Here is a 13,666-nt window from a genome sequence, read left to right on the forward strand (position 1 = left end):
GAAGGACATGCCATGCAAACCGCCCACGCCACCACTCGCCCTGCTGTGGGAATGATGCTCGCCATCATCCTCGTCGCGCTCAATCTGCGGCCGTCGATGGCGGCGGTCGGTCCCCTGCTGTCGGCCATTCGCGGTGAAATCCCGCTGAGTTTCAGCCTGGCGTCACTGCTGACCATGCTGCCAGTGATGGCCATGGGGCTGGCGATGTTTTTCGGTCTGGCAATCAGTCAACGCTTCGGTCAACAGCGCACGGTGTTGTTGTCGCTGCTGATCATTGCGCTGGCAACGCTGGCGCGGCTGTTTGTCGATACGGCGGCCGGGTTGATTATCAGCGCCGTGCTGGCGGGCATCGGCATTGCGTTGATTCAGGCGTTGATGCCTGCGTTGATCAAGTCGCGCTTCCCCGACAATGTGGCGCTGTGCATGGGCCTGTATGTCACCTCGATCATGGGCGGCGCGGCACTGGCGGCGACCTTCGCGCCCTGGGTGATGGTGCAGACCGCGAGCTGGCGTATCGGTCTGGCGGTATGGTCCTTGCTGGCAGTAATGGCGCTGTTGGTCTGGTGGGCACAAGGGCGTCAATTGCGCGATAGCCTGACGCTGGCCGCGAAGAAGGACGTTTTCGCCAGTAACGGTCGTGCCTGGTTACTGGCGATTTTCTTCGGACTGGGGACTGCGTCCTACACCTGTGTGCTCGCCTGGCTCGCTCCGTACTACGTTGAACAAGGCTGGAGCGAAGAAAATGCCGGGCTGGTTTTGGGTTTTCTGACAGCGATGGAGGTCATTTCCGGCCTGCTCGTTCCCGCTATCGCCAACCGCAGCCGCGATCGGCGCGCAATCCTGGTGGCCTTGCTGGCGCTGATCATTGCCGGGTTCTGCGGCCTGGTCCTCAGTCCGCAGCATTTGAGCCTGCTCTGGCCGTGCCTGCTGGGTCTGGGCATCGGTGGCTTGTTTCCGATGAGCCTGATCGTCGCGCTCGATCACCTCGACGACCCGCAGCGGGCCGGTGGCCTGACGGCGTTCGTGCAGGGCATCGGATATCTGATCGCCGGGCTCTCGCCAATGCTGGCCGGGTTGATCCGCGACCGCCTGGGCAGCTTCGAATGGGCGTGGTGGTCGCTGACGGCAGTCATGGCGCTGATGCTGCTGATGGTGTTGCGCTTCGATCCGCGGCACTACCGCCGACATTTTTCACCAGCGAGCTGAAGGCCTCTGGCCAGCTTTATCCGCTTTGATCGATAACGTCGTGTTGCTAAAAGTTTCTGTCCCACATGTGACCGTGAAATGTCTTACAGGGCTTTCTCCTGGCACCATCGTTCCGCTAGGATCGTTCGCACACGTTTGCGCGGTTTCAGCGCAAGGAGCACAGCGAGACAGAACGGATGCTGAACAGTAACTTGCTTCGAAAGCTCGACATGCAGGACCTCATGGTATTTGTCGCCGTGTATGAGCAGAGCAGCGTCACCGATGTGTCGGAAACCCTGTTCGTCAGCCAGTCCACCGTCAGTTACTGCCTGAAAAAACTGCGCACCAGTTTTGAAGACGAACTGTTCATCAACACCCGCACCGGCATGCGCCCGACCTACAAGGCCAGCAGCATGTACGGCCATGTGCAGAAGATCATCGAAAGCATCAACCTCTGTCATGCCGGCGCCCCGACGTTCGACCCGAGCCAGCAAGCCGTCACCTTCAACATCTGCGCACCGGAATATTTCGAGCAACTGATCCTGCCGCGGCTGTTGAAGCGCTTCGACTTCGACGATTTGCCGGTGATGGTCAACATGCACAAATTCGAGACCGACGTCCCGGCAGAGGAACTGCGCGACGGCAGCCTCGATCTGGTGATCAGCTTCGGCCCCAATTTCCATCGCCAGCACAACGACCTGAAATCACGCCTGCTGCTGGAAGATGATCTGGTTTGCGTGTTCGACAAACGCGCTACACCGCTGGAACCGCGCTTGAGCCTGCAAGCCTTCACCGAGCGCCGCCACGTTTTCCCGACCCCCTGGACTTCATCCACCAACATGGTCGATGGCTGGCTGGCGCGGCAGGCGCAGAAACGCCAGATCGTCGCGCGCTCGAACAGCTACAGCGCTGCCTTGAAGATGATTACCGGCACCGATTTCATCCTCACCCTGCCCCGCCGTATCCAGCGCCTACTGACCAACGAGGCCGTGTTCAATCACTGCGAGGCGCCGAACGGCTTACCCGGCTTCACCCTCGACATGCAGTGGTGCCAGAGCGTCGATCAGGACAGCGCCAACGTCTGGCTGCGCGAGCAGGTGGTCAACGTGTGCAGCGAACTCGATGCAAGCTGAGTCCTACACGCCCACCACAGCTTTGCTGTAGGACTCGCGATCGATGTCGAGCAGTTCGACGCACAATTGCACTTCGACACCGGCCGGCCATTCGCAGATGTCCTGCAACGCCGCCAGCAGACTTTGCGACAACTGCTTCTTGATCTCCGGCGACCGCCCGCTGAGCAATGCCAGTTTGACGTGAACGAAAGCACGCTCGGCGAGCGCGGTACCGACCTTGAATGTCGCGACCTTGACCGCACGGCCCTTGATATCGAACTCGGCAGCAAACTGACCGGAGCCCACCAAAGTGTTGTTGAGCCGGATCAATGCAACATCGGCGTTCAGCGGCAGGTTGGCGGTGTATTCCATGTGCAGATGGGGCATTGAAAGTCTCCGGTCGGTGGGGCGTAGGGCGGTACATATACCACAGTCGCACCCAGGCTTTTTGTAGGAGTGAGCCTGCTCGCGATAGCGGTGGGTCAGGCAACACTTATGTTGAATGACACACCGCAATCGCGAGCAGGCTCACTCCTACAGAGGGTATGTGTATCAGAGCGGGTTTTGTGGCCGTTCGCTCATGAAGGCTTCCAGCCGCGAACGCAACCAGCGCTCGGCCGGATCGCTGTCGACGTGGCTGAGCCAGACCATCGACAGGTCCAGCATCGGCGTCTTGAACGGAAACGGTTCCTGGAACAGCAATCCAGACGCAGCCATCGCCGCCGCGGTGTAATCCGGCAGGCTGGCGATCAGATCCGTGCCGGCCAGCAGCGCCGGCAACGCGCTGTATTGCGGCACCGACAATACGACCTGGCGCGTGCGACCCAGCTCCGCCAGCCACTCATCGGCGTAGCCACTGACATTGGCCGTGTGCGAAACCAGTACATGCGGACGCGCGCAATATTCATCCAGAGTCAGCGGTGTATCGCTGGCGTCGGCGCGCAGAATGCTCGGCTGGATGTGCCGCAGTAATTTGCGCTTGGCGTTGGCCGGCAGGCCGCGGGTCTGGCTGATGCCAACGGTGATATCGCCCGCCGCGAGCAGGTCGGGAATCCGCCAGTAATCGGCATGTTGCACCACGAACACCACGTTTGGTGCTTCCTGGCGCAGTGCTCGCAACAACGGCGGCAGCAGGCCGAACTCGACGTCATCGGACAGGCCGATGCGAAAGGTCATGGTGCTCACGGCCGGGTCGAAATCGCGGGTCAGGCTCAGCGCCACCGACAGCGAATCCAGCGCCGGTTTCAAATGACGAAAGATATCTTCGGCGCGGGCCGTCGGTTCCATGCGGTGGCCGACGCGAATGAACAGCGGGTCGTTGAGCATCGTGCGCAGGCGGTTGAGTGCCGAGCTGATGGTCGGCTGGCCGAGAAACAGTTTCTCCGCCGCCCGGGTCACGTTGCGTTCGAGCATCAAGGTCTCGAACACCACCATGAGGTTGATATCGGCCTTGCGAAGTTCATTGCGGTTCATCCCTTGCCCCCTGCTCCCCGGAATGCGGGCAGTGTAGAAAGACGCCGAGCCCGACGTCCATCAACGTTTGCGCAACCAACGCGATTTCAACGGACGGTCAGCGATTTCAGGCCCAGCCCCATGACGCGCGCATCATCGTTCAAGCCGAGGTTTCGCGGACTGGTCGCGTCCGGCAGATGGATTTGCAGAATCAGCGGCTGGCCATTTTTCAATTTGTCCTGGACCGCTGCGCTGAGCGGGATTTCCAGTACGTTGTCTTGCACCTGGGTCAGGCGCGTGGACATGGCCTCGACCCCCTCGATGCTGACGATCACCCGTTGAGTCAACCGGGGCGGCATGACGAACGCGAGCACGTCCATGACGATCGCAGTGCTCAGCGGCGCGACACGCACAGCGATTTGCGCCTCCTGCCCTTCACTCCAGGTCCCCCAGCTTTCCGGCGCGGCCCAGCCGTTGAGCAACTGTCGGCTCTTGTGATTGAACAGTTGCACCAGTCCCGGTTGGCTCAAGGGCAGCGCCGACATCGAGCGCCCCTCATCGACCATTGGCAGGCATTGCTCGCAACGCTTCCAGCCCGGTGCCAGCACGACAAAGTCGTCGACGCGGGTCAGCAGGTCGGTTTCGCTGCGCACACTCTTCACCGCCAGATCCAGCGCGTCATCGTCGAGGATGTACAGCGAATCGGCCGCATATTCTCCAGAACTCAGCCGGCGTTGTGCATCACGCTGCGCCTGGTCGAGTGCCTTGGGGCTCATGCGTCCCATATACACGGCATCGGTGCTCAAGCCATGCGTCGCGGCAAACCAGGCGATGGGCTGCCATTGATCCGACTGGTTTTTCGGCATCAGGGCACGGATGTACTGGTAGTGAGCCGCGGCGCTTGCCCAGAACGGGTCGCGCATCGGGCTGGTCCACACCGAGGACGGCGGCAGCATTTTCGTCGCGCGCAGCCCCTGCCAGGCAATACTTGTGTCGATGACTTGTGTGGTCAACGCCACCGCCAGCAAGCCGATGGCGACTGGCGCCCGGTATCCACGCACAATCAGATAGATCACCAGCAATACCGAGGTGTAGAACACCGGCCAGAACATCCGCCCCGAAGCGCGGAAAATGCTCGCCAGCCCCTCAATGGTTCTCGGCAGCGGATAACTGACCGTGTGTGCGCCGAAGCCGATCTGATTGGACAGCGCAAACAGGCTCAGCCCGATCAATGCCACCAGCAGCCATGGCCAGCGAAGCAGCAGCGACTTCAGCCTGATGTTGCTTCGCCACAGTGCAATCGTTGCCAACGGCAACAGCATCAACACACCGAGGCCCAGATAGTTGAAACCTTCGTAGTCGCCGCCGCGCTTGGCGAAGCTCGGCAACACGTACGACCAGCCACCCGCATCGATCAGCGCCAGCAGATTCATTCGGTACCAGCCGAAACCGCCGCCGCCCGCCCCGTCGACGATGCTGAAATAGCCCGCCTGCCAGCAACACACGCTGACCAAAGCAAACAATCCACCGAACTCGATCAGCCCCCGACGCCGACTCAGCTTGCCGGCCATGACTTTACCGAACAGGTCAGCCACCCAGATCAACGCCACCATCACTAATAAATAGGCATGCACCAACGCCGTCGCGCCGAGCAAGGTCCCCCAGGCCAGGCGACGCCGCTCAAGTGCCGGATGCAAGGCCAGATACAACGCGGCGAGAATCAGAAAGTGCGCGACAAGCGACAGGTGCCCCCCGGTGCGCAAGAACATCGGCGGCGAGAACACCAACAATCCGCAGCCCAACAGGCGCAGCGCGGCGTTATCGGTGATGAGGCCGAGCAGTTTCCAGCCGAACCAGGCCTGCAAGACAAAACAGGCCAGCAACCATAAGCCGAAATACTGAAACGTCTCGGGCAACCAGCCATCGACGGCTTTGAACAGTATTGCCAGCAGCGGATTGGAATCGGAAAAAATCACCGCACTGCCCAGCTCCAGTCCATAAGACGGATTGAGCCCGAGCGGAAATGTCCACGGGCCATGACGGAAATTTACCCAGCCCAGGTAATGCGTTGCCGGGTCGCCGTCCTTGAGCCAGGCGATGTTCTGCGGGTCCAGCACATGCGGGCCGATCACCAGCAAAAACGCCAGCACACCCAGCAATACAGGCAAAAGCGCGAGGGCCGGATGCTTGTTCAATTCCCTCATCGGTACGTCCAGAAGTTATGCAGCACAAACGTGAAAGCCGGAATTGTCAGCGCTACCGCCACGATGCCCAGCAAATAATGCAGCCCCGCCATTTGCGCCGCCCAGGCGACCAACATGGCGAGGAAAAATCCGCCGACCGACACCAGCAGAAACCGCAGCAGCGTTCGGCCATGTAACCGCGCCGAAAAGCTCCAGGTGGTGTTGATCACATACGACATGACCGTTGCCACGGCGAACGCCACGCCGTTGGCCAAGGGCGGCAAAGGACTGATGAAGTTGATGAACCCGATCGCGACCAACGCATGCAACGCCGTGACGAACAAACCGGTCACGGCAAAGCGCACGCCACGCTGGATAAACGCGGCTCTTTCGCTTGGGGTCACGGTTTCTGCGCCAGTACAAATACGCTCAGACCCGCCAGACGATTCATGCCCATCAGCGGCAACTCAAGGCTGCAAAGCGTCTTGAGCACGGTATTGACCAGCGGATGATGACGTTTGAGTTGCGAGCGCGGCGGTTGCGCCTGTGCGCCCTGCGGCAGCAAACGCAACGCTGCGGCAAGCGGAAACACCGCGCCGAAATAATACGCACCGCGCTGTACCGTCAAACCGGCATCGCGCGCCAGGGTTTCGAACTGCGCCAGGGTGTAACGGCGCTTGTGTTCGAGAAAGTCGTCATGACCACTCCACAGGAACTGAAACGCCGGCACGGTCATCAGAAAGCGGCTGCCTGACGGCACTTTGTCGACGTACATCTTGAGCAGGCCGAGGTCGTCGTCGACATGTTCGAGCACGTCCATCAGCAGCACCAGATCGGCGTCGACGTGGTCGATGTCGCGGCGATAATGCACCGGTTTGCCAGCGGCAGTACCGCTGGAATCGGCAGGGTAACTGATGTCGACGCACCACGCCTCGCGCGCCAGGGTGTGGGTCAACAGGTGGTGCGAGAAGAAACCCGAGCCGGCGCCCACATCGAGAATCCGCTGGATCGGCCCGTCGCCAAGCAAGCGTCGCGTGGCCGCGGCCTTGGAGCTGTAATACCAATGCTCATCGATGCTGTCGCCGAGGATGTCGGTTTCCTTGAGATCCATGTGTCAGTCCTTGGGGTCGTAGACGCGACGCACCAGAAAAACCGGCCGGCGTTTGGATTCGATATAGGTGCGGCCCAGGTACTCACCGAGCACGCCGATGCCGATCAATTGCAAGCCGCCGAGAAACGTCACCGCCACCATCAGCGAGGCGTAACCGGGCATGTCGACGCCATGAATCAACGTGCGTAAAACAATGAAAATGGCGAAGGCAAACGATACGAGCGACACCGCCGCGCCCACATACGTCCAGACGCGCAGCGGTTCGGTGCTGAAGCTGGTGATGCCTTCAAGCGCGAAATTCCATAGCCGCCAGCCATTGAATTTGCTCTGCCCCGCCACGCGCTCGGGGCGTTCGTAATCGACGTGCGTAGTGCGAAAACCGACCCAGGCGAACAAGCCCTTCATGAAGCGCCGGGATTCGGGCAGCGTCAGCAAGGCATCGACCACGCAGCGATCCATCAGACGAAAATCGCCGACATTCTCGGGTAATGGCTGCTCAGCGATCCGGTTGTGCAGGCGATAGAACCAATGCGCCGAGGTCTGTTTGGCCCAGGTGTCGCTGCGGCGACTGACTCGATGCCCCAGCACGACTTCATAACCTTCGCGCCAACGCTCGATCATTGGCAGGATGACTTCCGGCGGATCCTGCAAATCTGCATCGATCGGCACGACAATCTGCCCGCCCGCGATCTGCAGACCGGCAGACAACGCCGCCTCTTTACCGAAGTTGCGACTCAAATCAACGATGCGCAGGCGCGGGTCCTGTCGCTGATGCCCGAGCAGACGCTCAAGGGTGGCATCGGTGCTGCCGTCATTGACGAAGACCAGCTCGAGGTCGATCAACGGTTGTTGCTGGAAGACTTCATTGATCCGCCGCAGAAAGGTGTCGAGGCTGTCCTCTTCGTTGAAAACCGGGACCACCAGCGATAACGTCACCTGCCCGGCCTGTTGCGTTCCGTGCTCAGTCAAAGGGAGTGCTCTTTTTTATAGTGTTTATCGGTCGCCGATCAGTTTCGACGCCATGAGCCGTCCCGTATTAAGCAGTAGCGCTTGCAGCGTTGCAACAAGTAAACAGCGGCATATCGGCCAATCCGGACGCCTATCCCCCGCTCTATTCCGCGCTCCTCGGAAACATCCGCCAACGATTGGAAACAAATGTCCGATAGCCAAAAAAACCGTCTGCGCTAGGCTTGCGACGATGCGCCACACCCACTGACGCACATCTAAATCGCATGGAGCGAACTGAATGTATTTCGAGATTTACAGGCAATCCAGAGGCACCCCCCGCACCGGCCAGGGACAATGGCGCTGGAGACTGAGAGCAGGCAACCACGAGACCATCGCCAGCGGCGAGTCTTATGTGAACAAGGCGGATTGTCTTCACGTGATCGGGTTGATCAAGGCGGTACAGGGAGAGACGCCGGTGAAGGAGATTTGAAGCCTCGGCCTGACAGGAATTCGTTCTCGTAAAACCAGGAAGCCCTGCAGACACATAATCGTCTGCAGGGCTTTTATCCGTATCGGGTAACGGAGCGAATCCTTGCGTAATGGCAGACAAGGTCACAGGATTTTTACGGGACGACCGGTTCCCAGGCTCTCGATGACCAATGGATTGCGCCAGAAAAAAGCGAGTTCAATGCGGAGTGTCGACCGGAATCATCGTCTATCGGTTTGTATAGGTCAGATGTGCGGACGCCGCGTACGGCCGATACCGGCTTTTGTCATCCAATGAAGGCATTCACGACCGATACTGCGCGCCTGGCTCTCACTTTCGTCTATGCGTATGCGGGTCTCACCCAGTGTCGAATTAAACATCTCCTCTTGCTGCCGCCCCCCCTTCCAATGATCAGACACAAGCAAAAGAGCTTTACTGAACTAATATTTCAGCGTTAGTGCAATTCTTGACCGAAGATCGATGTCCGAAAACGGCTTATGCAGGACCGGACAATCCGCAAACTCTTCCGGCAGGCCGCTAGCGCCGTAGCCCGTACTGAACAAGAAAGGGATGTTGCGCGCACGCAGAGTCCGAGCTGCCGGGAAAACGCGCTCTCCAGCCAGGTTTACGTCGAGAATCGCCAAATCTACATCCACCACACTTGCCGCCTGCAGAGCCTCCGCTAGTCGGGCCACGGAGGCGACTACCGTGCACTCCCATTCCTCGAGCATCTCCTCGATCAACATGGCAATGGCGCCTTCGTCTTCAACCAGAAGCACCTTTATTCCTTTGATAGAGATCATGATGAATCCCCAGCGAGTGTGAACGAGAACCGGCAGCGAACGCCCTCACGGGAGAAGTCGAGTTCAAAAGAACCGCCTAGATCACGCTCGATGCAACGCTTCATCAACCGCGAACCCAATCCTTCTCGCTCAGGCGTGAACACGGGGGGACCACCCTGTTCACGCCAGTCCAGGCTGAGTAGAGCTCCGTTCGGTTTGGGTTGCACGCTCCACCTCACCGAAAGTGTCCCCCTCTCGGTGGACATCGCTCCGTATTTAAGGGCGTTGATTGCCAGCTCATTGAGCGTCATGGTGAGGTTCAGTGCGACGCGACTGTCAACGTTGAAGGCATCACCAGTGATCACGACGCGGCCGGGCTCTTGGCCAAATATCGGCATCAACACTTCATGGGCTAGCAGATCCAGCGGGGTAAGGCCCCAATGCCGCTTAGTCAGCAGATCGTGAGCACGCGACAATGCGAGCAACCGGGCTTCGAACCGTGTGTACCCATCATTGGCATCCTTCGCGTTGCGCGCTGTTTGCGCCGCTAGGGACTGAACCGTAGTCAGCGTGTTCTTGACTCGATGATTCAGCTCGTCGATCAGGTTTTTTTGTCGGTCTTCTGCTTGCTTACGCTCGGTGATATCCACAAGCATGTTAATGGCACCGACAAGGTTTCCGTCGGCATCATGGAGGGGGGTCGGATAAGGCGTAAATGGCACACGTGTGCCATCCGGACGCTCTGCTATGGCCTCAACGCCCCGAATCGGCCGATTTTCCTTAAGAGCTACGGCCATGGGGCATTGGTCGTGAGGAAGATAGGAGCCATCGGTGTTGAACAATTTCCAGGTTACGCACCATAATTCGCCCAGTTGCGGCGTTCGCCCCGACAACTCGACTGCCGCACGGTTATAGAATGTGATGCGCCCCTCAGCGTCAGTAGTGTAGGTGGCCGCCGGCAGCGCTTCTAGTAAATTGCGCATGTGACGCTCGCTTTCTCGCAACCGGTTTTCCGTTTTTCGGGCCAGCGTCACATCCTGGATGACGCGCACACCATAGCGGAACCTGCCGTCAGGAGCCCTTACCGACGAGCTATGAATATCGAGATAAAGCGGCTGGCCATCGAGCTTCATGGCCCTTTTGCGCAACACATAGTTGTCCAGGTCACCTGCCACCTGCCGTGCATATAACTCTCTATCCTGCTCAACACTGTCCGGATGGGTATAGTCAAAAAAGGTCATCGCCAGCAGCTGCTCGCGAGAGCGACCCAGCATGGTACAAAGGGCATCGTTCACCCGGAGCAGGCGGCCATCCTCTCCCGCCTCAGCAATTCCGATGGTCGCCGCCTCGTAGGTAGCCGCAAGCCGATCATCGCTCTCCTGGCGCTCAACTTCAGCTTCATGCACGCGCGTCACATCAACAGTGAAGCAACGTGTGTTGAAGAACTTACCGTCTTCAAATCGCCCGTTAGAGGTAATCGCGACATGTTTGATGGTGCCGTCCTTAGCCCTCAGACGCGCCGGATAACTTTTCAGGCAATCACCGCTACTGAGTTTATTGAGGATGTCTCCGATAACCGGCTCGTCAACATGAAAATCGGTGATGTGACGGCCAATGTACTCGTTCGGGGAATAACCCAGCAGCGACAACTCCGCTTTATTTGCCCGCAGGATAATGCCCTCGCCGCTGACAATATGAAGGCCGACGGCGCTGTTTTCGAAAAAGTCTTCAAGATCGGAGCCTTGGCGTCGCAGTTCTTCGGCTATTGCGTGGTGCGCCGAGACGTCCTGAAAGCAATTGATCGCACCTTGGATTTCCCCACGCTGGTCTCTAAGGGTGCGGATATTCATGAGCGCTACAAAGCGTGATCCGTCCGGGCGCTCGATCAAAACCTCCTGGTTACGCGAATTTAGGCCTTTGATGAGGGTGGAAGCCATGGGACATTCGTCAACAGCTAATGGCGTGCCGTTTGTCGTGTAGAGCCGGTACGAGCCGCAAAAACGGTCCCCATTCTCACCTAGGGCAGGTGTTCTTCCCCACAGATTGACCGCTTCGCTGTTGAAGCTGACGAGCCATCCGTTGCGGTCACACAAGTAGATTGCCCCCGGAATGGCATCGAGCGAATGGGGCCCCCTGGTGATCAGACTCTCGTACTCAGTGGGTTGCCCACTGTCCGTGGGGAACTCGTCAACATTCAACATGCTTCTTCCTCAATGCCTGTATTCCTAAACGCGCCATCTATCGACGTCTTGGCTTTCTCTGAGAGTATCTACTGAGGTCGTATTCCACCTCAGATAAATTTCATGAGCACAGCAAGCTTTTTCTTGGGGCAGCAAGGGACGGATCGCTACTTGTTGCGCTAGTTCAGTAATTGGCACAAAGCCCACCGCACGTTTTGACGACGTTAAGAGCGTAGCCCTGCTGGGCGGCGTGACGAGGCCACAATGAATATGATCGCCTCCAAGAGGCACTGTCGACCAAGCGAATAGCCCGTGATATCCACCATATGAATTTCCAGATTAAGAAAGCAACCTCACCCTGTTCATCGAAAATACCACTTGGATAACCAGGCCATCGGAATGCCATTCGCGTCATGATGATCAGAACAAGCCGCCCAACGATTCTGGCGCCCAGTTCATGATCACCCGCTCACCGCTCATCTCTGCTTTGCCTTGCCGCTGGTTGGTTGGTTGGTTGGTTGGTTGGTTGGTTGGTTGGTTGTGGTGTAGCGGATGTCTAAGGTTTCGAAATGGAAACCATCGAACACAAGGCGGATATCCGGATGGTCGTTGATGCTGATCATCACCTTGCCTTTGCAGCGGCGCATGAAGTTGGCCATCCGCTTGTAGTTCTCGAACGGAAAGTCCACGCCGTAACCGGCTGTCTGCCAGTAAGGCGGGTCCATGTAGTGGAAGGTGTGGACGCGGTCGTAACGTTCAGCGCATTCAAGCCAAGGGAGATTTTCGACGTAGGTGCCGGACAGTCGTTACCAAGCGACTGAGAGGTTTTCCTCGATCCGCAGCAGGTTAATGGCTGGGGCAGTCGTCGCCGTGCCGAACGCCTGCCCCGAGACCTTGCCGGCGAAGGCATGGTGCTGCAGGTAGAAGAATCGGCATATGCGGATATGAGTCCGACAAGCAGATCGCTGGTGACACTGATCGTTGCGTCTGCACATAGAAATGCGGCAATAGCTCCGCCTTCCAAAAACTGCCACAAAGGCAACCTGAGGTTTATACCACTGCCACCAGCAGCCAACGCTCTCGTGCTTCCTGCCAAACCCACATACTTAACTCCCTGATAGGCTCCAATATCTCGCGCGCGCCCTCGCCATTAGCGCAAATCCAACAGCACACTTTCGAAATTGGCTGAAGCATACACAGGCCTAGAGCACCCTCATGATGTCATTTTTTTGCCCTTAAAATGCCCTAAAACGAAAGTCCGGAAACGAAAAAACCCCCGTAATCATCAATGATTACGGGGGCTTCGTCTTGTTCAATAATGGCGGAGAGATAGGGATTCGAACCCTAGGTACCGGTGAAGGTACAACGGATTTCGAATCCGTCCCATTCGGCCACTCTGGCATCTCTCCAACGGCGCGCATCATAACAACACTTTTACCGAAAGCAAACCCTCTTTCGAAAATTTGTTCGTGCTATCAGATGCTTGCGTCGATTAAAGCGGTACACCCAGACGATTGGCGACTTCTTCGTAGGCTTCGATGACGTCACCGAGGCCCTGGCGGAAGCGGTCCTTGTCCATCTTCTTCATAGTGTCCTTGTCCCACAGACGGCAGCCGTCCGGGCTGAACTCGTCGCCGAGGACGATGGAGCCGTCGCTGAATACGCCGAATTCAAGCTTGAAGTCGACCAGCAGCAGACCTGCGTCATCGAACAGCTTGGTCAGTACTTCGTTGACCTTCAGCGACAGTTCTTTCATGCGCGCCAGTTGCTCGGCGGTGCCCCAACCGAATGCCACGACGTGGGATTCGTTGATGAACGGGTCGCCCTTGGCGTCGTCCTTGAGGAACAGTTCGAAGGTGTATGGGTTGAGCTTCATGCCCTCTTCGACGCCCAGACGCTTGACCAGGCTGCCGGCGGCGTAGTTACGCACGACGCACTCGACCGGGATCATGTCGAGTTTTTTCACCAGGACTTCGTTGTCAGCCAGCAGTTTGTCGAATTGGGTCGGGATGCCGGCCGCTTCGAGTTTCTGCATGATGAAAGCGTTGAACTTGTTGTTGACCATGCCTTTGCGGTCGAGTTGCTCGATGCGCTTGCCGTCGAACGCCGAGGTGTCGTTGCGAAACAGCAGGATCAAGCGGTCAGCGTCGTCGGTCTTGTAAACCGATTTGGCTTTGCCGCGGTAGAGTTCTTCACGTTTTTCCATGATGGGCTCCGCTTGCTAAG

The 13,666-nt window shown here is 58.2% G+C and carries 12 protein-coding genes, 1 tRNA gene and 1 pseudogene; 3 read left to right on the forward strand and 11 right to left on the reverse strand.

The features are described from left to right. Positions 1 to 12: 12 nt before the first annotated feature. Both BLU24_RS21745 and BLU24_RS21750 read left to right on the forward strand, forming a co-directional pair. On the forward strand, positions 13 to 1,206 hold the full coding sequence (locus BLU24_RS21745; protein WP_093103756.1) for a cyanate transporter: 1,194 nt from the start codon (positions 13 to 15) through the stop codon (positions 1,204 to 1,206). Positions 1,207 to 1,382: 176 nt separating this feature from the next. After that, the gene (locus BLU24_RS21750; protein ID WP_093103759.1) at positions 1,383 to 2,318 is read left to right on the forward strand and encodes a LysR family transcriptional regulator; all 936 of its coding nucleotides are present in this window, start codon (positions 1,383 to 1,385) and stop codon (positions 2,316 to 2,318) included. Between the two features lie 3 nt (positions 2,319 to 2,321). Here BLU24_RS21750 and BLU24_RS21755 read toward each other — a convergent pair whose 3' ends face one another. The 6 genes from BLU24_RS21755 to BLU24_RS21780 form a co-directional block, all read right to left on the reverse strand. Next, entirely contained in the window at positions 2,322 to 2,684 is a 363-nt protein-coding gene (locus BLU24_RS21755) for a 5-carboxymethyl-2-hydroxymuconate Delta-isomerase (RefSeq protein ID WP_093103762.1), read from the reverse strand. 165 nt (positions 2,685 to 2,849) lie between these two features. Then, a complete protein-coding gene (locus BLU24_RS21760; RefSeq protein ID WP_093103766.1) occupies positions 2,850 to 3,770 on the reverse strand; it encodes a LysR substrate-binding domain-containing protein in 921 nt (306 codons plus the stop codon). Positions 3,771 to 3,856: 86 nt separating this feature from the next. After that, the gene (locus tag BLU24_RS21765; RefSeq protein WP_093103769.1) at positions 3,857 to 5,953 is read right to left on the reverse strand and encodes a DUF6311 domain-containing protein; all 2,097 of its coding nucleotides are present in this window, start codon (positions 5,951 to 5,953) and stop codon (positions 3,857 to 3,859) included. After that, positions 5,950 to 6,336: a GtrA family protein gene (locus BLU24_RS21770; RefSeq protein WP_093103772.1), complete on the reverse strand. Its 387-nt coding sequence runs from the start codon at positions 6,334 to 6,336 to the stop codon at positions 5,950 to 5,952. Before BLU24_RS21770 ends, BLU24_RS21765 begins: the two co-directional genes overlap by 4 nt. Next, the gene (locus BLU24_RS21775; protein ID WP_093103775.1) at positions 6,333 to 7,043 is read right to left on the reverse strand and encodes a class I SAM-dependent methyltransferase; all 711 of its coding nucleotides are present in this window, start codon (positions 7,041 to 7,043) and stop codon (positions 6,333 to 6,335) included. The genes BLU24_RS21770 and BLU24_RS21775 overlap by 4 nt, the downstream gene beginning before the upstream one ends. A 3-nt stretch (positions 7,044 to 7,046) precedes the next feature. Then, positions 7,047 to 8,012, reverse strand: a complete 966-nt coding sequence (locus BLU24_RS21780; protein ID WP_093103778.1) for a glycosyltransferase family 2 protein — start codon at positions 8,010 to 8,012, stop codon at positions 7,047 to 7,049. Between the two features lie 277 nt (positions 8,013 to 8,289). Here BLU24_RS21780 and BLU24_RS21785 point away from each other — a divergent pair, with 277 nt between their 5' ends. Continuing rightward, the gene (locus tag BLU24_RS21785) at positions 8,290 to 8,481 is read left to right on the forward strand and encodes a YegP family protein (RefSeq protein WP_090282215.1); all 192 of its coding nucleotides are present in this window, start codon (positions 8,290 to 8,292) and stop codon (positions 8,479 to 8,481) included. A 437-nt stretch (positions 8,482 to 8,918) separates the two neighbouring features. Here the strand turns inward: BLU24_RS21785 and BLU24_RS21790 are convergent, their stop codons facing one another. From BLU24_RS21790 to purC, 5 genes and pseudogenes are all read right to left on the reverse strand, one after another. Further along, positions 8,919 to 9,281: a response regulator gene (locus BLU24_RS21790; protein ID WP_093103781.1), complete on the reverse strand. Its 363-nt coding sequence runs from the start codon at positions 9,279 to 9,281 to the stop codon at positions 8,919 to 8,921. Beyond that, entirely contained in the window at positions 9,278 to 11,461 is a 2,184-nt protein-coding gene (locus BLU24_RS21795) for a PAS domain-containing sensor histidine kinase (RefSeq protein ID WP_093103784.1), read from the reverse strand. The genes BLU24_RS21790 and BLU24_RS21795 overlap by 4 nt, the downstream gene beginning before the upstream one ends. Positions 11,462 to 11,860: 399 nt before the next feature. Further along, positions 11,861 to 12,381: pseudogene (locus tag BLU24_RS28055) on the reverse strand (DNA adenine methylase); the annotation flags it as partial. A gap of 378 nt (positions 12,382 to 12,759) precedes the next feature. Then, positions 12,760 to 12,849: transfer RNA gene (locus tag BLU24_RS21805), tRNA-Ser, on the reverse strand. Between the two features lie 83 nt (positions 12,850 to 12,932). Continuing rightward, positions 12,933 to 13,646 (reverse strand): phosphoribosylaminoimidazolesuccinocarboxamide synthase, encoded by a 714-nt coding sequence (purC, locus tag BLU24_RS21810; RefSeq protein ID WP_093103787.1) that lies wholly within the window; start codon positions 13,644 to 13,646, stop codon positions 12,933 to 12,935. Positions 13,647 to 13,666: the final 20 nt, after the last annotated feature.

The organism is Pseudomonas sp. Z003-0.4C(8344-21), assembly GCF_900104975.1.
GTDB classification, from domain to species: Bacteria; Pseudomonadota; Gammaproteobacteria; order Pseudomonadales; family Pseudomonadaceae; genus Aquipseudomonas; species Aquipseudomonas granadensis.